Below are 21,213 nucleotides of genomic sequence, written 5' to 3'. Positions count from 1 at the left end.
ATGACCCAATCGATGCCCACGCCCTTCAGCGCGCTGCCACTGACGCCCGCCACGCTCGCGAACCTCGCGCAGCTCGGCTATGTCGACATGACGCCGATCCAGGCCGCGAGCCTGCCGGTCGCGCTGGCCGGCCAGGACCTGATCGCCCAGGCGAAGACGGGGAGCGGCAAGACCGCCGCGTTCTCGCTCGCGCTGCTCGCGCGCCTCGACGCGCGCCGCTTCGACGTGCAGGCGATGATCCTGTGCCCGACGCGCGAGCTGGCCGACCAGGTCGCGCAGGAAGTGCGCCGCCTCGCACGTGCCGAAGAAAACGTGAAGGTGCTGACGCTGTGCGGCGGCACGCCGATGCGCCCGCAGGCGCAAAGCCTCGAACACGGCGCGCACATCGTCGTCGGCACGCCCGGCCGCATCATGGATCACCTCGACCGCGGCAACCTGAAGCTCGACGCGCTGAACACGCTGGTGCTCGACGAAGCCGACCGGATGCTCGACATGGGCTTCTTCGACGACATCGCGAAGGTCGCGCGGATGTGCCCGACCACGCGCCAGACGCTGCTGTTCTCCGCGACCTATCCGGACGGCATCGCGAAGCTGAGCCAGCAGTTCCTGCGCAACCCGAAGGAAATCAAGCTCGAGGAGCGCCACGACGACAGCAAAATCCGCCAGCGTTTCTACGAGGTGACCGAGAACGAGCGGCTGCACGCGGTGGGCCAGCTGCTGAACCACTACCGGCCGGTGAGCACGATCGCGTTCTGCAATACGAAGCAGCAGTGCCGCGACCTGCTCGACGTGCTGCATGCGCAGGGTTTCCACGCGCTGGCGCTGCACGGCGAGCTCGACCAGCGTGAGCGCGACCAGGTGCTGATCCAGTTCGCGAACCGCAGCTGCTCGGTGCTGGTGGCGACCGACGTCGCCGCGCGCGGGCTCGACATCGCGCAGCTCGAAGCCGTGATCAACGTCGACGTGACGCCCGACCCCGAAGTGCATGTGCACCGCATCGGCCGCACCGGCCGCGCGGATCAGCAAGGCTGGGCGCTGAGCCTCGCGAGCATGGACGAGATGGGCCGCGTCGGCGCGATCGAACAGGCGCAGAAGCGCGACGTCGAATGGCATCCGCTCGCGGAACTGAAGCCGGCGGACGACAGCGTGCTGCTGCCGCCGATGGAAACGCTGCAGATCCTCGGCGGGCGCAAGGACAAGATCCGCCCGGGCGACGTGCTCGGCGCGCTGACCGGCGACGCCGGGTTCGACGGCAAGCAGATCGGCAAGATCAACGTGACCGAGTTCTCGACCTATGTCGCGATCGAGCGCGGCGTCGCGCGCGACGCGTTGCGCAAGCTCAATGCGGGGAAGATCAAGGGCAAGCGGGTCAAGGTCCGGTTGATGGACGAAGACGACGCATGACGCGTGGGGCGGCGCGCCATGCCGCGCGCCGCCCCGCGCTTCACGCCAGTTCCGGATAGCCGTGCGCGGCCGCGTCCTCCGCGAGCCGCGCAATCGTGTCGTAGTCGGCCGGCGACAGCCGCTCGAATCCCTTCAGCCGCAGCACGCGCGCCCGTTCCGCATCGGCTGCCACCGCCCGATCGAGCGCCTCCCGCAATGCGCCGACCTGCGTTTCCGGCAGTGCCCGCGACGCGATGAACGGCAATCCCGGCGCGGAGGCCGTCGTGCCGATCACCCGGATGTCCTTCAGGAGATCGGGCAGCGCATCGCGCACATAGGCAAACGTCACGCAGTCGATCGACGCGCAATCGGCCTCGCCCGCCGCCAGCGCACGCAGCACGTTCACGTGCGAGCCGAACGGCGTGACCGCGCCGAAGAAGCGTCCGTCGTGCGCATGCGGCGCGACCGCATGCCGGAATGCGTTCATCCCGCTGTGTGAATCTTCGCCGTTGAATGCGGCGCGCAGCCCCCGGCATGCGGCGAGCGTCGTCGCGCCGCCCGCGTGCACACGCGCCGACACGACCAGCACGCTGCTGTAGCGCGCGCCGTCGCAGCCGTCCGCGTCGAAAGCGGGCGTCGCGATCAAGCGCACGACGTCGCGCAGGCCGAGCATCCGGTACGGATAGCCGCAGGTCTGCGACAGCAGCAGGTCGTCGCGCCGCCACAGCGCGTGCAGGTCGTCGAACGGATCGTCGGGCAGCGCGACGTCGGCGGGGCTGCCCGCCTGCGCGAACGCATCGAGCGCGTCGCGCAACAGCGCACGCCACAGGGCGGCGTGGCGCGGCGTCACGTTGTACATCGGGAGTACGGCGATCGATGGGCTCATGCGGGCATTCTACGCATCGGCGGCGGCCCCGATGCTTATCGGCCGCCCGCCGATAAGCAAATACGAATCGATTGGTTGGCCATGGCGCGCCCGCCGGTTACCGTTGGCGGGCCTGCCGGCGCCGCACCCTGCGCGATGCCTGGCGGGCCGACCGCGATCCGCGAGACACCTGCGCACCCGGGCCGAGCGCCCCGGTTCCACCGCTCGTTCCCCGCACTGCCCGATCCATCCCGCCTCAACGCCATGGCCGAATACTTCGACGTCGATCATGCGCGCGCGATTGCCGCGCTCGACGCCCGCTTCACCGCCCGCACCGAGTGGCCGACCTGGCTGCTGGTCGCCGTCATCTACGGCGGCTGGCTCGCCGTGCTGCTGCTCGTGCGCGACGGGCGCCTGCCGCTCGCGGCCGCGACACCGCCGCTGATCCTGCTCGGCGCATGGCACATGTCGCTGCAGCACGAACTGCTGCACGGCCATCCGACGCGCTCCGCGTTCATCAACAAGCTGCTCGGCTATCCGCCGCTGACGGTCTGGTATCCGTATACGCTGTATCGCGACACCCACCTCGACCATCATCGCGACGAAGATTTGACCGTGCCGGGCGTCGATCCGGAAACGAACTACGTGACGCGCGAACGCTGGGCGCGGCTGCCACGCTGGCGCCGTGCGCTGACGGTCGCGCGCAAGACTTTCATCGGACGAATCGTCGTCGGGCCGCCGCTCTCCGTCGCGGCGACCGTCGGCGATGCCTTCGCCGCGTTCCGGCGCGGCGACTTCCGTTATCTGCCGATGTGGGCGACGCACGCCGCCTGCGTGATCGCGCTGCTCGCATGGCTGCAATGGGCAATCGGCGTGCCGTGGTGGTACTACCTGCTGGCCGTCACGTGGCCCGCGCTGTCGCTCGCGATGATCCGCTCGCTGTACGAGCACCGCGCCGCACGGCATCCGAAGGCGCGCATCACGATCAACGAAGCCGGTTTCGCGATGCGGCTGCTGTACCTGAACAACAACTATCACCTCGTCCATCACGACCTGCCGAAGCTGCCGTGGTACGACCTGCCGCGTGCATACCGGATGCGGCGCGACGCGTATGCGCGCAAATGCGGCGGCTTCGTGATCCGCGGCGGGTATCGCGCGTTGCTCGCGCGCCATGCGTGGACGCCGACCGACCCGCCCGTGCATCCGTTCGACGAAGGCACGGCGTCGCTGTCGACCGGAAGCGGCGTGAAGGTGGCCGTGGTCGACACGGTGCTGCAGATCAGTACGTGACGGCCGGCGATCCCTCCGCTTTCGCGCCAATCCTTACGAAAAGCCGACAACGTCGATCTTCGCCGGCGAATTGCCAACCGGGCCGGCAATGGCCAGAATGGCGGCTCATCCGGGGCTTCCAACAATCATTCGCCCCGGCTCCGCCCGACGGCCGCGCGCCGCATTTCCCGACGACGATGCAACCGAACTCCCCGCCCGGCGCGATCCGCACGATCGGCAACGACTGGTCCGTGTCCGCGATCACCGCGGGCTTTCTCGCGGTCCTGATTTCCTATGCGGGCCCGCTCGCGATCTTCTTCCAGGCGTCGCAAGCCGCGCACGCGTCCAATGCGATGGTGTCGTCGTGGGTCTGGGCGATCTCGATCGGCGCGGGCGTATCGGGCCTGTTCGCGAGCTGGAGGCTGAAAGTACCGGTCGTCACCGCGTGGTCGGCGCCCGGCACCGCGCTGCTCGTCGGCCTGTTTCCGCAACTGACGCTCAACCAGGCCGTCGGCGCGTACATCACGGCCGCCGTCATCATCCTGCTGATCGGCGTCACCGGCTACTTCGACCGGCTCGTGCGCCACATCCCGCGCGGCATCGCGTGCGGGATGATGGCCGGCATCCTGCTGCCGTTCGGCATGCATGCGTTCTCCGCCGCGTCGGCGCAACCCGTGCTCGCGTTCGGCATGATCGCGGCCTACGTGATCTTCCGGCGCCTGCTGCCCCGCTACAGCATCGTGCTCGTGCTGCTGACGGGCGCCGCGCTCGCGACGCTGCTCGGGATGACGCATCTCGGCAACGTGTCGCCGAGCCTCGCGCGGCCGGTCTTCATCGCCCCCGAATGGACGCTCGGCACGACGCTCAGCCTCGCGTTGCCGCTCGTCGTCGTCAGCCTCACCGGCCAGTTTCTGCCGGGGATGACGATCCTGCGCGTGTCCGGCTATCCCACACCGGCGCGCCCGATCATCGCCGCGACCGGCGTGATGTCGCTCGTCGTCGCGTGCTTCGGCGGGATCACGATCGTCGTTGCCGCGATCACCGCCGCGCTCTGCACCGGCAAGGACGCGCACGAGGATCCGGACCGGCGCTACGTCGCCGGCCTCGCGAACGGCGCGTTCTACCTGCTCGGCGGGCTGTTCGCGGGCACGATCGTCACGGTGTTCTTCGCGCTGCCGAAGGCGTTCGTCGCGATCCTCGCGGGGCTCGCGCTGATCGGCGCGATCAGTGCGAACGTGCACGGAATCTTCGAGGACGAGCACCACCGCGAAGCGTCGATGATCACGTTCCTCGCGACCGCGTCGGGGATGACGTGGCTCGGGCTCGGGTCCGCGTTCTGGGGGATCGTGATCGGGTCGGTGGCGTATGCGGTGCTGAACAAGGTGCGCCGGCCCGCGTGATGCGCGCCGCGTGCGGCTGCTTCACTCAACGCGCATGCCGGCGCACCAGTTGCGCGAGCGCGTCCTCCGGTGCCGTCGTCCCGTAAGCCCGCTCCGACACGTCGGCCTCGACGTCGATCCGCCCCGCGTTGTGCACGTCGTACAGATCGACGATCAGCTGCGCATGGCGCTCGCCGAGCCCGGCGCGCAGCAGTGTCGCCTGCCATGTCTCGCGCGGCAGTTCGTGCGCGACGACCGCACGGCCGGCCGCCGCGCCGAGGGTCTCCGCGATCGCCGTCACGCTCATGCGTCGCGGCCCCTCGACGCTGACGATGCGCGGCCCGTTGCCGCCTTCCGGCGCATCGAGCAGCAGCCGCGCCGCGACGACGCCCACATCGGGCGCCCACACCGTCGGAAACACCTTGCCGACCGGATGATGGAAGCTCGGCAGCACGCCGGCGCCGAGCGCGACCGGCAGCACGCGTGCCCAGTTCTGCAGATGTTCGGCGGCGCGCAGCAGCGTCAGTCGCGTCGGGATCGTCTTCAGACGTTCCTCGAAATCATGGAACAGACGCGTGATACCCGTATTGCCTTCGAGCTCCGCTCCGTAGTCCGACAACGCGAGCAGCGCAGGCGGCGGGTTCGCGGCGAGCGCGGCGGCCGCCACGTCGATCGTCCGCGCCATCGTCGTGGCCGGATCGGGATCGGCGACCGGCACCGGGCACAGGATCTGCACGGCCTGCGCACCGTCGATCGCTGCGGCGACGGCATTCTCGTCCGTCAGGTCCGCGATCGCGACATCGCAGCCGAGTTGCACGAAACGGTCACGATGACGCGCGTCGTGCAGCACCGCGCGCACGGCATGGCCGGCCTGGCGCAAGGTCGTCACGGTCGACAGGCCGACGTTGCCTGATGCTCCGAAGATCACGAACACGATCCGCTCCTGGGGGATGAAGGTGTCGTGATTGTCGGCATGCGCGGCCGGAAAGGCGCGCAGGGAGGGATGAATCGCGCAGGAAAGGATGACGGGATGCGAGCGCCGTTCGTGCAATCCGCCCGCCGGGCCGCTATCGGCGCGCAGGCTTCACGTCGTCCTCCCCGTCATAAGCCAGCCGCAACCGGCCCCGCGCGCCCGAGCGCGCAATCTCCGTCGGCGTCGCGCCGAGCACGCGGTTCATCCAGTTCGCCATGTGGCTCTGGTGCGCGAACCCGGCTTCGAGCGCGATCTGGCTGATGCTGAGCCGGCCTTCGAGCAGCAGCGCCTTCGCGCGCTCCACCCGGCGCCGCACGACGTACTGGTGCACGGGCATCCCGAGCGTTTCGCGGAACAGCACCTTGAAATGCGGCACGCTGATCGACACGAGCGCCGCGAGTTCGGCCAGCGTCATGCGCCGCTCGAGGTTCGCCTCGACATAGTCGATCACGCGCGCGGCCGCCTTCGGCGCCAGCGTGCGCCGGCGTTCGCGGAACGCCGGCTGGCCGTCGACCAGCCGCGCGACGAGCGCCGTGCACAGGCTTTCCGCATAGAGCGGGTCCGACGCGTCATCCGCTTCGAGCTCGGCGGCCATCGCCCACGCGATGTGCTGCAGCCGCGGGTCGCGCACCTGCAGCCGCCGGCGGATCTGCGCGTGCGACGGCTTCAGTTCGAGGTGCTCGACGGTGCGTCGCACGAACGTGTCGCTGAGCATGATGTGCAGGATCCGGCAGTCGGCGCTGTCGGTCCACTGGCCGGGCAGGCCGGCCGGAATCACGTCGACGTCGCCGTGCGCCTGGATCCGCGACACGCGCTCGCCGTCGCACACGCAATCCGCGCGGACGGGCCCGCCGATGTGCACGCCGATGCGGTGATGCTCGGCGGCCGGAATCCGGTACGTGCCGGCGCGAATGTCGAGCAGCGCCGCGCCGAAGCCCCGCCAGCCGAGCCCGCGGCTGGAACGCAAACTGACCGGCACGCCGTTGTCCGGCGGCGCGGCGGGAATCGGATCGCTCATGGCTGGGCTCCACCCATTCGTGGTTCGAACGCGCATTGTGACGCGTTTTCGGGCCGCGCGCCGGGCCTGGGCGGCCGTCCCGGCACCGAGCGGAAAAAGATCATCCGTTTCTGCTCGGGACGATCCTTGCGTGCGCGCCAGCGGGCGCCGCGGCGCTTACGATCGCCCCATCCGACACCTACGGAGCCCGCCATGCCCCATTCCTGCCCGCTGCGCGCGACGTTCATCGCGCCTTCGCCTGCCAGCGCCGCCCGCCCAGCGTCCGATCCCCGCCCGCGCACTCGCCGCACCGCCATCGCCGCCTGGTGCGTGCGCGTCGTCGGCGGGTACCGGCTCGAACGGCTGCTCGCGTCGATTCCCGACAGCAACGACGACTTCGGGCTCGTCTGACCGGCAGTCGATGCGTTCGCCTACTTGCGCCGCCGATCGTGCGGCGCCACCGTCGCGCCGTCGATCACCGGCGCGCCCTGCTTGATCAGGAAGTCGCGGAACAGCCCCGTGACCTGCGAGATGCGCCGGTCGGCGAGCGTGACCACATACCATTCGCGCTCGATCGGGTTGCCGGGGAACGGCAGTTGCCCGAGCAGCCCCGTGCGCAGCTCGAGCGCGCACGCGTGCAACGACAGGAACGCGATGCCGAGCCCCGCTTCGGCCATCTGCTTGATCGCCTCGTTGCTCGACAGTTCGGAGCCCACATGAAACCGGTGGCCCGCGTTCTTGAACAGGCTCTCGACGGTCGAGCGCGTGCCCGCGCCGCGTTCGCGCACGAGCAGGTGCGCGGATTCGAGATCCTTCAGCGCGACGCGCTTGCGCTGCATCAGCGGATGGCCGGGCGCCGCGACGAACACCATCGGATGCTTCGCGAACTCGACCGCGTGCGTGCGCAGTTCCTTGGGCGCGCTGCCCATCACCGCGAGATCGATTTCATGCGTCGCGAGCATGCGGATGATGTCGTCGCGATTACCGACCTTGAAATACGTCTTCACGTGCGGGCGCGTCGCGGTGAACTTGACGAGCAGCGGCGGGATCAGGTACTCGGCCGTCGTGATCGCGCCGATCCGCAACGTGCCGCCGAGATCGCCCGTCAACGCGGCCACTTCGTCGCCGGCCTCGCTCCACAGATGCAGGATCTCGCGCGCATAACGCGCCACGATCTCGCCGGCCGCGGTCAGCTGCACGCCGCGCCCCACCCGCTGCAGCAACGCGGCGCCCGCGGCCTCCTCCAGCAGGCGAACCTGCAGCGACACGGCCGGCTGCGTCAGGTTCAGCTCCTCGGCCGCGCGCGACACGCTGCCGAGCCGCGCAATCATGTCCAGCGCCTTCAGCTGCCGGAACGTCGCGGTCTTTCCTATAAGTGAATACATATGAGTCGCTTATAAACATTAAATTGTTCGAGTGGGTGCCAAACTATATCGTCGGTTCTTGAGCAATGTCATCCGAATCGTCATTCAGCGGGAGCCCCACATGGACAACACCACGCCCAACCTTGCAACGGACCGCGCACCGCGCCTGCCGCGCATCGTGATCGTCGGCGGCGGCGCCGGCGGCCTGCAGCTCGCCACGCGTCTCGGCGATACGATCGGACGCCGCGGCCAGGCCGACATCGTGCTCGTCGACCGCTATCCGACGCACTTCTGGAAGCCGCTGCTGCACGAAGCCGCATCGGGCCATCGCGATCCGGCCTCGCACACGATCGAATACGCGGCGCAGGCCAAGCGCCACGGCTTCCGCTTCGTGCAGGGCGCGCTGCAGCAGGTCGACCGCGCGGCACGCACCGTGACGATCGCGGCCGTGCACGACGCGGACGGCACCGAAGTCCTGCCGCGGCGCGAACTCGGCTACGACGACCTCGTGCTCGCCGTCGGCAGCGTGACGAACTTCTTCGGCGTGCCGGGCGCCGCCCGCCATGCGCTGCCGCTCGAAAACCTCGACCAGGCCGAGGATTTCCGCCGCAAGTTCCTCGCGGCCTGCACGAAGGCGAATCACCTGGCCGAGCAGCAGCCCGCGCGGCGCGCGGCACCGATCTGCATCAACGTGATCGGCGCGGGCGCGACGGGCGTCGAACTGGCGGCCGCGCTGCGCCACGCGGTCCAGCAGCTGACGACGTACCGCTTCAAGGCGCTGGTGTCCGCACGCGACGTGCACATCCGGCTGATCGAAGGCGGCCCGCGCATCCTGCCGGCGCTCGACGCACGGCTCTCCGGCAAGATGCACGCGCAACTGCGCGCGCTGAACGTCGACGTGCTGACCGACACGCGCGTGGCGGAAGTGGGCGCGGACGCCGTGACGACCGCGACGGGCGAACGGCTCGCGAGCGACATCACGATCTGGGCGGCCGGCGTCGCGGGCCCCGCGATCCTGCGGGACATCGGCGACCTCGCGCTCAACCGCTCGAACCAGGTGATCGTGACCGACACGCTGCAGACGCCCGACGATCCGCACGTGTACGCGTTCGGCGACTGCGCCGCGTGCCCGTCGACGGGTGCGAGCGGCTTCCTGCCGCCGCGTGCGCAGGTCGCGCACCAGCAGGCCGTGTATCTGGTCAACGCATTCGCGCGGCGCATCGCCGGCAAGCCGGTGGCCGGCTTCACGTTCCACGATGCGGGCACCGTCGTGTCGCTCGGCCATGCGGGCGCCGTGTACCAGGCCGACATCAGCATGCGCTCGCGCTCGCTGATCGTCGACGGGCTCGCCGCGATCGGACTGTACAAGTTCCTGTATCGCAAGCACCTGTTCAGCGTGGTCGGCGCGAAGCGCGCGCTGTTCCAGTCGCTGAGCCACTGGCTGCAAAGCCGCAACCAGCCGTCGATCAAGCTGCACTGATCGACGGCACGCACGCGGCATCGCAAGACGGCATGCCGGGCGGCCATCGCTCGATATGCCGTTTTCTTATATGCATATGCCGAATGCATTCAAACCGCGCGCCACGCTGGTGCATCACGTCGAACGCCGTCGATGCGACGTCATGCGCGCGGGAAACACCATGCGGCCCGCACCCCGCGCCCGCTCTGGCGCGCCACCTCATTCATAAGCCATATCATATGAGTCACCTATAAATATTAATTGGTCGTATTTTCAAGATGAACGCTAAGGTGTGTGGCATTCCCGTCGGCGAACGGATCATCACGTCTCTGAAGAGGAATCACCGTGGTCATCGAAGCCATCGTCACCCGTCTCGACGCAGCATTCGCACAAATCGAAGCAACACCGGATTCGCGCGAATCGCGCCATCAGCGCGACGCGATCATCCAGTGGCTCGATCGCGCATCGGAAGAAGGATATCGACTCGGTCTCGTCACGACGCTGCCGGCCGCCCGGCTCAGCGACATGTTCGAAGGCCAGTTCGGCCGCGCGCACCTCGACCGCTTCTCGGTCGTCGTCACCGATTCAGATCAGCAGGACTCCAGATCGAATCAGCATCCGTTCGACGTCGCGCTGCAGGCGCTCGGCGTGCCGCCCGAACGCGCGGTCGCGATCGCAAGCAGCGAACCGGAGCGCCGCGAAGCCGAGCATTTCGGCCTGTCGCGCTGCGTGAACATCACCGACACCGTGCGCTCGATCGCATCGGCCGGGCTCCACTGAACGTCGGCACGGCGGCCGGCGGCGACCGGCCGGCGCCGATCCGGCGGCAATCCGACGATTGCCCGACCGAACCCTGACATTCCGCTGTCAAAGTCGCTTGCCACACTTCCGGGCTCGATCCCACTCTCCCGGAAACGGAACGGCGCGCATCCGCATGCGTCCGTCCGCCGCTCGCCACGATGACACGCCCGACCCGCACCGCCGCCGCCCTCACGATCGCCTGTCTGCTGCTCGCCGCCTGCGGCGGGGAAGAATCGACGCCGCCCGCCACCTCGGCCGACAACGGCGGCACGACGCCCGCGCCGCAGCCGCAGCCGCAGCCGCAGCCGCAGCCGCAGCCCACGCCGACACCGGCGCCCGCGACCTACTACCAGACGAAGACACCGTACCGCCCGCAGCAGGACGCCGCGACGTACGAAGCGCCGCCCGCCGGCTACGCGCCCGTCTATGCCGAGCTCGTCGCGCGCCACGGCTCGCGCGGGTTGTCGGGCTTCAAGTACGACGGCGCGATCTACGCGATGCTGCTCAAGGCCGAGGCCGACGGCGCGCTGACCGCGCTCGGCACGCAGCTCAAGGCCGACACGTACGCGATGATGAAGGCCAACGCGCTGCTCGGCTACGGCGTGCAAGGTATCTCGACGCCCGGATACGGCAACCTCACGCAAACCGGCATCCGCGAACACCAGCAGCTCGCCGCCCGTCTCGCCCAGCGGCTGCCCGCGCTGTTCGCGGCGGGCACCCGGCAGGTCGTCGTCGTCAACTCGGGCCAGGATCGCGCGGTGGACAGCTCGACGTATTTCTCGGCGGCGCTCGTCGCCGCCCGGCCGGCGCTGGCATCCGCCATCACGCTGCCGGCCGCGCCGTCCGGCTATCCGGCGAGCGCGCCGGTTGCGCAGCCGGCCGGCACCAACCGCTTCCTGCTGTATTTCCATTCGCTGAAACCGGCCACCGATCTCGTCACCGATACGAGCGATCCGTACTACGCGACCTATCAGGCGAGCCAGGCGTACCAGGCCTATGCGAACGACGCGACGGTCGCCGCGAAGCTGAAGGCGATCAAGGCCGCACCGCAGGCGGCCGACGTCGCGCAGACGGTGCTGTCCGCACTCGTGTCGCCGGCCTTCATCGCCAAGCTCGGCAGCGACGGCTACACGTTCGCGAACACGGGAACCTACGCGTTCACGTCGACGGACGGCAAGTTCACCAATACGCTGAAGGGTGACGGAAAGACGAGGATCGCGACGGCCGTCGATGCGGTGAACGTGCTGTACAACCTGCTGCAGGTCGCGCCCGCGATGACCGCGGAAACCGGCGGCGTCACGATGGAGAAGTACATCGGCGCGGAGCAGGCGCAGTATCTCGCGTACCTGCAGGATGCCGAGGACTACTACCAGAAGGGGCCCGGCATCCAGGAAGCGAACCCGGTCACGTACCGGATGGCAAAGGTGCTGCAGGACGATTTCTTCGGCGAAGTCGACGCGATCGCCCGCGGCGACCTGACGCGGGCCGCGAAGCTGCGCTTCACGCACGCGGAGATCGTGATTCCGTTCGCATCGGTCATGAACCTGAAGAACGTGTTCGTGCCGACGCCGCAGGCGCAGACGTACACCTATGCGAACAACCCGTGGCGCGGCGACCAGGTGTCGCCGATGGCGGCGAACCTGCAGTGGGACGTCTACCGCAACGGATCGCGGCTGATCGTGAAGATGCTGTACAACGAGCGCGAGACGGATTTTCAGGCTGCGTGCGACGGCGCGAAGATCGCGCCGGCCAGCCACTTCTACGACTACACGGGGTTGAAGCAGTGCTACGGGTATCAGTGACGCGAGGATGAGGCGCGGTGCGGGTCACGCAAGTCGCATCATCGCGTGCCCGCTCGCTACCTGAGGATCGAGCAGCATGACCTCGATCCGCTCCTTGCCCTTCCCGATGTTCTTGCGCTTGAGCGTCAGCATGCCGATCTCGCCGGTCGTCGCCGGGTGTGTGCCGCCGCAGGCCATCGTCGCAAAGCCGTCGACCGCCCAGAACCGGCGCTGTGCATCGACATCGCTGAAGTCGGTCACGATGCGCAGGTCACGCCTCGACAGGTCGGCGGCCGCCGATTCGATCTCCGGGAACAGCGGCGACAGGCTCGTGTCGCTCGCGAAGTCGATGCGCGCCTTGTCCTGCGCGATATGCGCGCCGATGCGCTCGATGCCGGGCCTGAGCCGGTAGACCAGTTGCAGCACCATTTCGGCCGCGAAGTGCAGGCGCATCAGCCGGTACCGGCGCGCCCAGTCGATGCGCCAGGTCGCACGATCGCCGACGCGCAGCGCGTGATCATGCGGGAGCGTATAGACGATGTCGAGGCCCTGCTTGTCGGCGCGGATCACCGGATAGTCGCCCAGCGATCCCGCGTCGCTTTCCTGGCCGCCCGAAAACGCGAAGAAGATGGTTGCGTCGACCCGCACGCGATCGCCGTCGACGTGCGTGACGACGGTATCCAGTGTGGTCCGGTAGGGATCGTCCCAGAACATTTTCCTTGTCATCGCCCGCCACGCCTTTCGCCGAGGAAAACGCCCAGCTTAGCCCGAACGCGTCCGGGCGGCTTGTACGATCTTGCGCCCCGTTGCCGTCGCACCCTCCGCCGGTGCGTCGCGCGGCGCCATCGCGTCTTCCTCGCGCTTGCGCTCGACGCGCCACGTGTGGATCGGCCGATGCCCCGGCCGCTCCCACCCGGGCGGCATCCACAGGTGTTTCACACGCTGCATGACGGGCCCCGGCGCAAACACGTCGCGCCACATGTCGACGAATTCGTGCACGTTCAGCACCAGGAAGTTGTACGAACGGATCTGCTGCGTGATCCCGTAGTCGACCGGTTCCGTTTCCTCGACATACGTGCCGAACATGCGATCGAAGATGATCAGCACGCCGCCATAGTTCCTGTCGATATAACGCGGATTGCGGCCGTGATGCGCGCGATGGTTCGACGGTGTGTCGAACACGTATTCGAACCAGCGCGGCAGCCGCCCGATCGCTTCCGTATGCACGAAGTACTGGTATGCGAGATCGACCGCGAGCAGGAACAGCACGACGGCCGGCGGGATGCCGAGCCACACGGGCGGCAGGTAGAACACGAACACGCCGACGAACGCATTCAGCAGCGACTGCCGCATCGCCGTCGTGAAGTTCATCACTTCGCCGCTGTGGTGCGGCACGTGCGCGGCCCAGAACCAGCGCACGCGATGCGACGTGCGATGAAACCAGTAGTAGCAGAATTCCACGACGACGAAAATCGGCACGACCGTATAGCTGTTCACGGGCACGTCGAACAGCCGGTGTCGATGGACCCACGCGAAGATCGCGCCGGTAAACAGCAGCCCCATCACGGTCTCGGCCACCTGGTAGCCGGCACCGAGCGACAGGTTCGCGACGATCTCCTTCCAGCGAAACGGCTCGCGGCGGCCGCGCCCGGTCATCACCGCATATTCGATCGCGAACGCGATCAGGAACACCGGCGTCATGCCGATCAACAGCACCTGCTTCCAGTCCACGTCGTTACCCAGGAACGCGTGGAGCCACGTCATCAACTCGTTCGGCATGTCGGCGGCCTCGATCGGGAACTGCCGCGCAGTATGGTCGCGCACGGGTCCGCTCGCGTTGACACTTGCCGACGATTACTTGACACTTTCCGCCATGCCCGCCGCCTCCCCGCTCGCGACCCAGCGCGTCTACTACTCGAGCACCTACGTGCGGCTGCTGTTCGACTATCTGTCCGGGCAGGGCCAGGATGCCCCGCGCGTCCTCGGCGAGGCGCGGCCGCCCGAGGACGATCGCGGGCTGACGCTGTACGCGAGCGCGCATTGGCGCGGCCTGCTCGAACGCGCGGCCCGCGCGCTCGACGATCCGCTGCTCGGCCTGCACGTCGGCCAGCGGATCACGCCCGCGCATCTCGGCGCGCTCGGCTATGCGCTGCATGCGTGCCGCGATGCCGGCGCCGCGCTCGCGCGCTGGCAGCAATACGAACACCTGATCGCGAACGTCGCGCGCATGGAAGTGCGCGTCGAGGCGACGTCGGTCGCGATCGAATGGCACGATGCGCCCGAGCCGCTCGGCCCGCTCGTCGACGAAGTGGCACTGACCGCCATCGTCCAGTTCGCGCGCAATATCACCGGCACGCGCCACGGGCCCGACGAAGTCTGCTTCGTGCATCCGTCGCCCCGCGACGCACAACCGTACATCGACTACTTCGGCTGCCCGGTGCGGTTCGGCCAGCCGGTGAACCGTCTCGCGTTTCCGCTGCACCTGCTGACGCAGCCGCTGCAACGGCCGGACGACGCGCTGCGGCACATGATGGAGCGCCAGGCGAGCGCGCTGCTCGCCGAGCTGCGGCAGGCCGACGACCTCGAACAGTCGGTGCGCGAAGCCGTCGCGCGCTTGTTGACGCACGGCGAAGCCGGCATCGAGCCGATCGCGGCGGCGCTGCACGTGTCGTCGCGCACGCTGCATCGCCGGCTGGCCGAACTCGGGCTGAATTTCAGGACCCTGCGCGAGGACACGCGGCGGCGGCTCGCGATCGACCACCTGAACGATCCGCGGCTGACGCTCGCGGAAGTCGCCTGGCTGCTCGGCTATTCCGAACACAGCGCATTCACGCGCGCGTTCCGGCGCTGGACCGGTGAATCGCCTCAGCAGTGGCGCGCCCGACAGCCGCTGCGGGCGGCCCGCGTCGCGCGCGGCTGACGAACTCGCGCCCGCCGGCACGGTCGAACGGACATCGCCGGAGAATCCTCATGAAACGCGTTACCGCTGCTGCTGTCCTGACCCTGCTTGCCGCTGTCAGCGTGCCCGCCGACGCCGGCGCGCTCCCCGGCGCCGCCGCGCCGGTTCCCGTTCAGGCGCACGCGAAAAACTGCGTGCCGTCGCGGGAGGCCACGCAGGACGTCCGCTCGCCGTCGAAGGCGCCGCCGATCCGCGTATGCGTCGGCGATTCCGATACGCAACTGAACCTGCCATGGTTCCTGACCGACGTCCTGACCGCGGTCGACACGCACCAGTCGCCCGGCGCGCTGCTTCACAAGATGCGCAACGATTTCTGAGTCGCGGCCGGCGCCGCTCATTCCGCGTCAGGCCGCGACAGCACCTCCACGAACGTGCTGACGATGCCGGCCCACATCGCGGGGTCGGCGATACGCGCCAGCCATCCCCGCAATTCCTTTCGCTCTCCTTTCGACAGTACCCCGTGTGCGCCGCAGATGGTGTCGTAGCGCGGCGTACCGCGCGACGCGAGTGCGCGATCGAGCAGATAGTTGCGGACCTGTCCGTCGATCGAAATCTGGATCCACAGCGAGCCGCCATCCGCGGCGGCAGCGCCATCGGTCACCATGACCGTCGTAGGAGCGGTATCTTCTTCCATCATTGCGAAACTCCGGCATGACGCGCGAACAGCCCCCCGCGCGCTCGCGGCGACCCGCCTAAAACGGTATGTCGCGGCAATGTTTCTTTTTTAGACGCAATCACAAAACTGCACCAATTTTTAATCAATAATATTTCGTAATAGCGCGCCACATCATATACTTGCCGCGCACCATCCTCGTGCCAAGAGACGGTGTCTTTCGACCCGGCCGCATGACCATGCGGCCGGGGGTTTTTTCGGTGTGCTACGTCAATATGGATGCGCAAAATGCACTCGTCAGAGACGTGAGCCGTCGGATCGAACGGCCGATCGCGACGGGCCTGCCGCCGCTGCCCAGCGCGATCGTCGCGCCGGTTCGCATCGCGATGCCGATACGCGAACCGGATCGCCCGGACCAGGCATGACGCATGCGCACCGACCGGTTCGACATGCCTCTCCATGCGTACAACATCAAGGGCAACCGCGGGAATGTCGGCGCTCATACCAGGCTCGAAGTCCGTTTTCCAGCGTAGCGGTACATGGCCGCGGGCGGTCTTTTTCGTCGCGGTAATCGTTTGCGTGCTCGTGCCCGCCTGCGCAATCGTACTGGCCGATCGCTACGCACGCGATGCCGTCACCACGCAGGAACGCGTCGTCGCGAACGACATCGTGGCGACGGTGAACCGCATCCTCGACGGCGTCCGCCTGCGACATGCGGACGAGCTGACCGCGCTCGTCGGACGCCCTTGCGCGTCGGTATTCCGGACGCTGGCCGAAGTGGGCACTCGCCTGCGCTACCTGCGCGCCGTCGCGCTGGTGAACGACGGCCGCGTCATGTGCTCGTCGGCGCTCGGTGCGATCGACCTGCCGCTCGACGCATACTCGCGCGAGCCCGAACCGGGCGCGACGATCGTCACGCTGCTGCGCCAGACGCCGTTTCAGCGCGGCATTCCGGTGCTGGCCGTGTATCGCGCCACCGCGCGTGGCGCGGGTGTCCTGTACCTGATCGAAGGCGACTACGTGGTCGATGCACTCGCGCCGAGCGCCCGCAGCGGGACGGAATCCGCCACGCTGTCGATCGCCGGATCGGGCCGTCTCGACCAGCAAGGCAAGTTCGCGCCGGAATCGGACCACGCTCCCGCCGGCGGCACCACGATCGCGTCGCAACGCTGGCCCTTCACGGTGTCGGTCGCCGCATCGGCTCAGTACGCCTCGCACGTCCAGGGCCACTACCGGTTGATCGGCATGACGATCGTGCTGTTGGCCGACGGTCTCGTGATGGCCGCCTACCTGCTGGCGATGGCGCCGCGGCGGCTGTTGCTGAAGGCCGTTCGCCATGCGCTCAGGCGCAACGAGTTTCACGTCGTGTACCAGCCGATCGTCGACGTGCAGACGCGCCGGACGGTCGGTGTCGAGGCGCTGCTGCGCTGGCAGCATCCGAAGTGGGGAGTCATCAGCCCGGCCGTGTTCATCCCGCAGGTGGAAGCGAGCACGGTACTGCCGAAGGTGACCGAATTCGTGCTGCGGACGGCCGTGTCGGAACTGACCGCGCTGACGCCGTCCGCGCCGCTGCGCATCGCGGTGAACATCGCGCCGAAGGATCTCGAGCGCGCGCGCTTCGTATCCGTCGTCGAGGAAGCGATCCGCGCGCTGCCGCCGGGCTTCACGCTGGTGCTCGAGGTCACCGAACGCATCCTGCTCGAGAAGAACGCGCGGACCACCGAGGTCTTCAACGCGCTCCGGTCGAAAGGCGCGAAGTTCGCGATCGACGATTTCGGCACGCATCACAGCAATCTCGATGTGCTGTCGCGTTTTCCGTTCGACTACGTGAAGATCGATCGCCAGTTCGTCGCCCAGCTGAACGACGGCGGCGCAGGGCTGATCGAGGGGATCGCGGCCGTCGCGCACCACTACGACCTGAAGATCATCGCGGAAGGCGTGGAGACGGAAACGCAGCATCGCGCGCTGCATACGATCGGGATTCAGTATGCACAGGGCTATCTGTATCGGCGGCCGCAGCGCGCGGAGAACCTGAAACGCGATTTCGCTTGGGTGTCGTCGTAGCGGCACCGGGCCCGACACGCACCGCCGGCGGTCACTGTGCGCCGTATTGACCGCCGAGACGTACGCGGCCCAGTTCGACCCAGCCCTCGAAGTCGTCGCCGGTCTTGCCGTTCACGTACATGATGTTGTACCAGCGCCCGTGCGACTTGTAGACGGTCACCGAATCGCCCGGGACGATGAAGGTTCGCTTCGTCATGCACTGCGCGTCGGGTGCCGAGTAGAAATATGCGCGCCCGGCGCCGATGACCGTACCGGACGCCGGCGGCCGGAAGTTGTCGTCCGGGCCGCTCGTGGCCGCATCGAGCTTCCCGCAATCCACCGCGCTTTTTGCCTGCGCGCCGTTCGCGACGAGGCTCGCGCCGATCGCCAGCAGCGCGATGCACGTGCGCATCCACATGTTCATTCGCATGGTTCGTCCTTCAGGTCGTCGTGTTCGGGGTTCGCCGGTGCGCGACCGGCGCGGCACCGATTGTAGCGCCGCCCGCGGCGTGTTCAGTCGTGCACGACCGCGGCCGCTTCGACGGCCGCCGCGTGCGGGCGATGCCCGAGCCGCGCGGAAATCGCCTGCCCGGCTTCCTTCAGCAGTGCGACATAATGCGCTTTCGTGTCCGCGCCGCAACGCATCGTCGGGAACGACAGCGACAACCCCGCGATCACGCGATCGAAACGGTCGAACACGGGTACCGCGAGACACAGCAGGCCGTCTTCCTGCTCTTCGTTGTCCTCGCCGTAGCCCTGCTGCCGCACGTGCGGCAGGATGCTCATCACCGCATCCGCCGACACGAGCGTCTTCGCGGTCGACTTCCTGAACTCGATGCCGGCCAGCACCGCGCGCGCTTCGTCGGGTGTCATCCAGGCGAGCAGCACCTTGCCGATCGCCGTGCTGTACAACGGATTGCGCCGGCCGATCCGCGACTGCATGCGCAGCCCGTAATCGGCGTCGATCTTGTGGATGTAGATGATCGCGTCCTCGTCGAACGCACCGAGGTGCACGGCTTCGCGTGTCAGCTGCCCGATGCGGCGCATCTCGAGATCGGCCTCGCGCACGAGGTCCACGCTCTCCAGTGCCTTGCTGCCCAGCTCGAACAGCCGGATCGTCAGGCGGTAGCGGTCGGTCTCGCCTGCCTGCGCGACGTAGCCGAGCGTCTTCAGCGTCTGCAGGAAGCGATGCACCGTGGTCTTCGACATGCCGAGATGCTGCGACAACTCGCTGATGCCGATCTCGCGGCGATCGCCGAGCGCGGCGAGGATCGTGAAGACCTTGCCGACGGCCGCGACCGAATCGGCCTTTTCGGCGGCACCGGCCGCCGACGGGTCGGCTTCGGCGCCGAGGTTCGGCTGATCGCCTTTGCGCTGCCTGGGCGTTGCTGTCATGTCCGTGAATCCGTGAGTGCGAATCGGGAGAGCATAACGCGTCCGCCGCGAAGCGCGATCAGCGCGCGAGCCACCCGCCGTCGACGGCGAGCGTGTGGCCGTGCACGTAGTCCGACGCAGGCGACGCAAGAAACACGGCCGCGCCCGCGAGGTCGTCGGGCACGCCCCAGCGGCCGGCCGGGATGCGTCCGAGGATTTCGTCGCTGCGCCGGCTGTCCTCGCGCAGTTGCGCGGTGTTGTCGGTCTCCATGTAGCCGGGCGCGATCGCGTTCACGTTGATCCCGCGCGCGGCCCATTCGTTCGCGAGCAGGCGCGTGAGCCCCAGCACGCCGCTTTTCGATGCGGTGTACGACGGTACGCGGATGCCGCCCTGGAACGACAGCATCGACGCAACGTTCACGATCTTGCCGCCGCGCCGCTGCCTCACCATCTGCCGCGCGACGGCCTGCGACAGGAAGAACACGCTCTTCAGGTTCACGTCGATCACGGCGTCCCAGTCGGCTTCGGTGAATTCGAGCGCATCGCAGCGGCGGATCATGCCCGCGTTGTTGACGAGGATGTCGACGCGACCGAACGCATCGACCGCGCCGCCGACGATCCGCTCGACCGGTTCGAGCGTCGACAGGTCGGCGCGCACGTCGGCGAAACGCCGGCCGGCCGCCTCGACGCGCGCCGAGGTCTCGGCCGGGGCCGAACGGTTCGCGCCGACGATGTCGCACCCGGCCGACGCGAGCGCGACGGCCATCGCGGCGCCGAGCCCCGTATTGCAGCCGGTGACGATCGCAACCTTGCCGGTCAGGTCGAACAGGCCGGCGCGCGCGGGGCGCGCGTCGACGCCGGGAAGATCGGGCGTATCGCGTTTCATGGTGTCAGCGCAGGTCCGCAACGGCGATGTGATCCATGTCCTTGAACACCTGGTTCTCGCCGACCATGCCCCAGATGAACGTGTACGCCTTCGTGCCGACGCCCGAATGGATCGACCAGCTCGGCGAGATCACCGCCTGCTCGTTGTGCACGACGACGTGACGCGTTTCCCGCGGCTCGCCGAGCAGGTGGAACACGGCCGCATCGTCGGCGAGGTTGAAGTAGAAATACACCTCCATCCGGCGCTCGTGCGTATGGCACGGCATCGTGTTCCACAGGCTGCCGGGCTCGAGCTTCGTCATCCCCATCGACAGCTGGCAGGTGGGCAGCACGTCGGGCACGATGAACTTGTAGATCGTGCGGCGGTTGCTCGTGGCCGCATCGCCGAGCGTTTCGGGCGACGCCTGCGCGAGCGTGATCGTGCGTGTCGGCCAGGCCGTGTGCGCGGGCGCGCAGTTCAGGTAGAACTTCGCGGGACGCGTGCGATCGTCGCTGCCGAACACGACGCCCTGCCCGCCTTGCCCGATGTAGATCGCCTCCTCGGTGCCGACCGCATGGCGCTGCCCGTCGACCTCGACCCAGCCGGGGCCGCCGATGTTGATCGCCCCCAGTTCGCGACGCGCCAGCAGATGGCTCACGCCCATCGCCGCGCCGAGCGACGCGGGCACCTCGACCGGCCGCGTGGCCGGCCACGCGCCGCCGACGATGATCCGGTCGATGTGGCTGTAGGTGAGCGACAGCGCGTCCGGAGCGAACACGTTCTCCACCAGGAAATGCCGGCGCAGGCCGGCCGTATCGAGCGTCTTCGCGTGTTCGCCGTGTATGCCCTGTCGCACTTCCATGCCGGCTCTCCGTTGGGGAAGAAGACGCCGCCGACGTGCGTGCCGGCGGTGGTCATACGATGAATTGAAGCACAGATTCCGCAAATTCGGAACGTCGATCCGAAAATAGCCCGCCGTACAACGATAGCGAAATTCCCTTTTTTATCAGCTATTTATAGTGATACTGGTATACGATTACCGTTCCAAACAATAAAAACGGACCGACGTTCCGAATAATGTCCTATAG

The 21,213-nt window shown here is 68.0% G+C and carries 22 protein-coding genes; 10 read left to right on the top strand and 12 right to left on the bottom strand.

Annotated elements, in window-relative coordinates:
- Window positions 1-1,404 carry an ATP-dependent RNA helicase DbpA gene (gene dbpA / locus WJ12_RS21370; protein ID WP_059556345.1) on the top strand — a complete coding sequence of 468 codons (1,404 nt, stop codon included), beginning with the start codon at window positions 1-3 and terminating at the stop codon, window positions 1,402-1,404.
- Between the two features lie 40 nt (window positions 1,405-1,444).
- On the opposite strand, the gene WJ12_RS21365 is transcribed toward dbpA, so the two are convergent.
- Window positions 1,445-2,269 (bottom strand): phosphate/phosphite/phosphonate ABC transporter substrate-binding protein, encoded by an 825-nt coding sequence (locus WJ12_RS21365; RefSeq protein WP_049030916.1) that lies wholly within the window; start codon window positions 2,267-2,269, stop codon window positions 1,445-1,447.
- A 243-nt stretch (window positions 2,270-2,512) separates the two neighbouring features.
- On the opposite strand from WJ12_RS21365, the gene WJ12_RS21360 reads away from it, so the two are divergent.
- Window positions 2,513-3,538 carry a fatty acid desaturase gene (locus tag WJ12_RS21360; RefSeq protein ID WP_059556346.1) on the top strand — a complete coding sequence of 342 codons (1,026 nt, stop codon included), beginning with the start codon at window positions 2,513-2,515 and terminating at the stop codon, window positions 3,536-3,538.
- Window positions 3,539-3,714: 176 nt separating this feature from the next.
- Window positions 3,715-4,917 (top strand): benzoate/H(+) symporter BenE family transporter, encoded by a 1,203-nt coding sequence (locus WJ12_RS21355; protein ID WP_034189664.1) that lies wholly within the window; start codon window positions 3,715-3,717, stop codon window positions 4,915-4,917.
- 25 nt (window positions 4,918-4,942) lie between these two features.
- On the opposite strand, the gene WJ12_RS21350 is transcribed toward WJ12_RS21355, so the two are convergent.
- Window positions 4,943-5,830 carry an NmrA family NAD(P)-binding protein gene (locus tag WJ12_RS21350; RefSeq protein ID WP_059556347.1) on the bottom strand — a complete coding sequence of 296 codons (888 nt, stop codon included), beginning with the start codon at window positions 5,828-5,830 and terminating at the stop codon, window positions 4,943-4,945.
- Window positions 5,831-5,963: 133 nt separating this feature from the next.
- Window positions 5,964-6,887, bottom strand: a complete 924-nt coding sequence (locus WJ12_RS21345; protein WP_034189666.1) for an AraC family transcriptional regulator — start codon at window positions 6,885-6,887, stop codon at window positions 5,964-5,966.
- A gap of 192 nt (window positions 6,888-7,079) precedes the next feature.
- On the opposite strand from WJ12_RS21345, the gene WJ12_RS21340 reads away from it, so the two are divergent.
- Entirely contained in the window at window positions 7,080-7,277 is a 198-nt protein-coding gene (locus WJ12_RS21340; RefSeq protein WP_059556348.1) for a hypothetical protein, read from the top strand.
- Between the two features lie 20 nt (window positions 7,278-7,297).
- Here the strand turns inward: WJ12_RS21340 and WJ12_RS21335 are convergent, their stop codons facing one another.
- Window positions 7,298-8,251, bottom strand: coding sequence for a LysR family transcriptional regulator (locus WJ12_RS21335; protein ID WP_034189668.1), 954 nt, complete (start codon window positions 8,249-8,251; stop codon window positions 7,298-7,300).
- Between the two features lie 100 nt (window positions 8,252-8,351).
- On the opposite strand from WJ12_RS21335, the gene WJ12_RS21330 reads away from it, so the two are divergent.
- The 3 genes from WJ12_RS21330 (at window position 8,352) to WJ12_RS21320 (ending at window position 12,292) form a co-directional block, all read left to right on the top strand.
- Window positions 8,352-9,710 carry an NAD(P)/FAD-dependent oxidoreductase gene (locus WJ12_RS21330; protein ID WP_059556349.1) on the top strand — a complete coding sequence of 453 codons (1,359 nt, stop codon included), beginning with the start codon at window positions 8,352-8,354 and terminating at the stop codon, window positions 9,708-9,710.
- Window positions 9,711-10,034: 324 nt separating this feature from the next.
- Entirely contained in the window at window positions 10,035-10,469 is a 435-nt protein-coding gene (locus WJ12_RS21325; RefSeq protein ID WP_034189670.1) for an HAD family hydrolase, read from the top strand.
- A gap of 179 nt (window positions 10,470-10,648) precedes the next feature.
- Window positions 10,649-12,292 carry a histidine-type phosphatase gene (locus WJ12_RS21320; protein WP_069245814.1) on the top strand — a complete coding sequence of 548 codons (1,644 nt, stop codon included), beginning with the start codon at window positions 10,649-10,651 and terminating at the stop codon, window positions 12,290-12,292.
- A 24-nt stretch (window positions 12,293-12,316) separates the two neighbouring features.
- On the opposite strand, the gene WJ12_RS21315 is transcribed toward WJ12_RS21320, so the two are convergent.
- On the bottom strand, window positions 12,317-12,997 hold the full coding sequence (locus WJ12_RS21315; RefSeq protein WP_034189672.1) for an alanyl-tRNA editing protein: 681 nt from the start codon (window positions 12,995-12,997) through the stop codon (window positions 12,317-12,319).
- Window positions 12,998-13,033: 36 nt separating this feature from the next.
- The gene (locus WJ12_RS21310) at window positions 13,034-14,050 is read right to left on the bottom strand and encodes a sterol desaturase family protein (RefSeq protein ID WP_059556398.1); all 1,017 of its coding nucleotides are present in this window, start codon (window positions 14,048-14,050) and stop codon (window positions 13,034-13,036) included.
- 94 nt (window positions 14,051-14,144) lie between these two features.
- On the opposite strand from WJ12_RS21310, the gene WJ12_RS21305 reads away from it, so the two are divergent.
- Together WJ12_RS21305 and WJ12_RS21300 are read left to right on the top strand one after the other, a co-directional pair.
- Window positions 14,145-15,191: an AraC family transcriptional regulator gene (locus WJ12_RS21305; protein ID WP_059556399.1), complete on the top strand. Its 1,047-nt coding sequence runs from the start codon at window positions 14,145-14,147 to the stop codon at window positions 15,189-15,191.
- 50 nt (window positions 15,192-15,241) lie between these two features.
- The gene (locus WJ12_RS21300; protein ID WP_034189673.1) at window positions 15,242-15,547 is read left to right on the top strand and encodes a hypothetical protein; all 306 of its coding nucleotides are present in this window, start codon (window positions 15,242-15,244) and stop codon (window positions 15,545-15,547) included.
- 17 nt (window positions 15,548-15,564) lie between these two features.
- Here the strand turns inward: WJ12_RS21300 and WJ12_RS21295 are convergent, their stop codons facing one another.
- On the bottom strand, window positions 15,565-15,864 hold the full coding sequence (locus tag WJ12_RS21295) for a hypothetical protein (RefSeq protein ID WP_059556351.1): 300 nt from the start codon (window positions 15,862-15,864) through the stop codon (window positions 15,565-15,567).
- The gene (locus tag WJ12_RS36450) at window positions 15,864-16,346 is read right to left on the bottom strand and encodes a hypothetical protein (protein ID WP_167361890.1); all 483 of its coding nucleotides are present in this window, start codon (window positions 16,344-16,346) and stop codon (window positions 15,864-15,866) included. The genes WJ12_RS21295 and WJ12_RS36450 overlap by 1 nt, the downstream gene beginning before the upstream one ends.
- Here WJ12_RS36450 and WJ12_RS21290 point away from each other — a divergent pair.
- A complete protein-coding gene (locus WJ12_RS21290; protein WP_059556352.1) occupies window positions 16,303-17,907 on the top strand; it encodes an EAL domain-containing protein in 1,605 nt (534 codons plus the stop codon). The two genes, WJ12_RS36450 and WJ12_RS21290, sit on opposite strands and share 44 nt — an antisense overlap.
- 31 nt (window positions 17,908-17,938) lie before the next feature.
- On the opposite strand, the gene WJ12_RS21285 is transcribed toward WJ12_RS21290, so the two are convergent.
- From WJ12_RS21285 to kduI, 4 genes are all read right to left on the bottom strand, one after another.
- A complete protein-coding gene (locus tag WJ12_RS21285; protein WP_167361892.1) occupies window positions 17,939-18,316 on the bottom strand; it encodes an SH3 domain-containing protein in 378 nt (125 codons plus the stop codon).
- A gap of 83 nt (window positions 18,317-18,399) precedes the next feature.
- On the bottom strand, window positions 18,400-19,281 hold the full coding sequence (gene kdgR, locus WJ12_RS21280; RefSeq protein ID WP_059556354.1) for a DNA-binding transcriptional regulator KdgR: 882 nt from the start codon (window positions 19,279-19,281) through the stop codon (window positions 18,400-18,402).
- Window positions 19,282-19,339: 58 nt separating this feature from the next.
- The gene (kduD, locus tag WJ12_RS21275; RefSeq protein ID WP_034189678.1) at window positions 19,340-20,146 is read right to left on the bottom strand and encodes a 2-dehydro-3-deoxy-D-gluconate 5-dehydrogenase KduD; all 807 of its coding nucleotides are present in this window, start codon (window positions 20,144-20,146) and stop codon (window positions 19,340-19,342) included.
- 4 nt (window positions 20,147-20,150) lie between these two features.
- Entirely contained in the window at window positions 20,151-20,987 is an 837-nt protein-coding gene (kduI, locus tag WJ12_RS21270) for a 5-dehydro-4-deoxy-D-glucuronate isomerase (RefSeq protein ID WP_034189679.1), read from the bottom strand.
- Window positions 20,988-21,213 lie beyond the last annotated feature (226 nt).

The organism is Burkholderia seminalis (assembly GCF_001718535.1).
Classification (GTDB): domain Bacteria; phylum Pseudomonadota; class Gammaproteobacteria; order Burkholderiales; family Burkholderiaceae; genus Burkholderia; species Burkholderia seminalis.
The sequence above is the reverse complement of the archived record's forward strand: the minus strand, read 5'-3'. Positions and strand labels throughout refer to the sequence as shown.

Coding starts and splice junctions, on each gene's coding strand:
- WJ12_RS21335 (WP_034189668.1), bottom strand. CDS start 8,251: ATGTATTCACTTATAGGAAAGACCGCGACGTTCCGGCAGCTGAAGGCG.
- WJ12_RS21365 (WP_049030916.1), bottom strand. CDS start 2,269: ATGAGCCCATCGATCGCCGTACTCCCGATGTACAACGTGACGCCGCGC.
- WJ12_RS21305 (WP_059556399.1), top strand. CDS start 14,145: ATGCCCGCCGCCTCCCCGCTCGCGACCCAGCGCGTCTACTACTCGAGC.
- kduI (WP_034189679.1), bottom strand. CDS start 20,987: ATGGAAGTGCGACAGGGCATACACGGCGAACACGCGAAGACGCTCGAT.
- WJ12_RS21310 (WP_059556398.1), bottom strand. CDS start 14,050: ATGCCGAACGAGTTGATGACGTGGCTCCACGCGTTCCTGGGTAACGAC.
- WJ12_RS21295 (WP_059556351.1), bottom strand. CDS start 15,864: ATGGAAGAAGATACCGCTCCTACGACGGTCATGGTGACCGATGGCGCT.
- WJ12_RS21340 (WP_059556348.1), top strand. CDS start 7,080: ATGCCCCATTCCTGCCCGCTGCGCGCGACGTTCATCGCGCCTTCGCCT.
- WJ12_RS21330 (WP_059556349.1), top strand. CDS start 8,352: ATGGACAACACCACGCCCAACCTTGCAACGGACCGCGCACCGCGCCTG.
- WJ12_RS21360 (WP_059556346.1), top strand. CDS start 2,513: ATGGCCGAATACTTCGACGTCGATCATGCGCGCGCGATTGCCGCGCTC.
- WJ12_RS21300 (WP_034189673.1), top strand. CDS start 15,242: ATGAAACGCGTTACCGCTGCTGCTGTCCTGACCCTGCTTGCCGCTGTC.
- WJ12_RS21355 (WP_034189664.1), top strand. CDS start 3,715: ATGCAACCGAACTCCCCGCCCGGCGCGATCCGCACGATCGGCAACGAC.
- WJ12_RS21320 (WP_069245814.1), top strand. CDS start 10,649: ATGACACGCCCGACCCGCACCGCCGCCGCCCTCACGATCGCCTGTCTG.
- WJ12_RS21290 (WP_059556352.1), top strand. CDS start 16,303: ATGCGTACAACATCAAGGGCAACCGCGGGAATGTCGGCGCTCATACCA.
- dbpA (WP_059556345.1), top strand. CDS start 1: ATGACCCAATCGATGCCCACGCCCTTCAGCGCGCTGCCACTGACGCCC.
- WJ12_RS36450 (WP_167361890.1), bottom strand. CDS start 16,346: ATGAGCGCCGACATTCCCGCGGTTGCCCTTGATGTTGTACGCATGGAG.
- WJ12_RS21315 (WP_034189672.1), bottom strand. CDS start 12,997: ATGACAAGGAAAATGTTCTGGGACGATCCCTACCGGACCACACTGGAT.
- kduD (WP_034189678.1), bottom strand. CDS start 20,146: ATGAAACGCGATACGCCCGATCTTCCCGGCGTCGACGCGCGCCCCGCG.
- WJ12_RS21345 (WP_034189666.1), bottom strand. CDS start 6,887: ATGAGCGATCCGATTCCCGCCGCGCCGCCGGACAACGGCGTGCCGGTC.
- WJ12_RS21285 (WP_167361892.1), bottom strand. CDS start 18,316: ATGCGAATGAACATGTGGATGCGCACGTGCATCGCGCTGCTGGCGATC.
- kdgR (WP_059556354.1), bottom strand. CDS start 19,281: ATGACAGCAACGCCCAGGCAGCGCAAAGGCGATCAGCCGAACCTCGGC.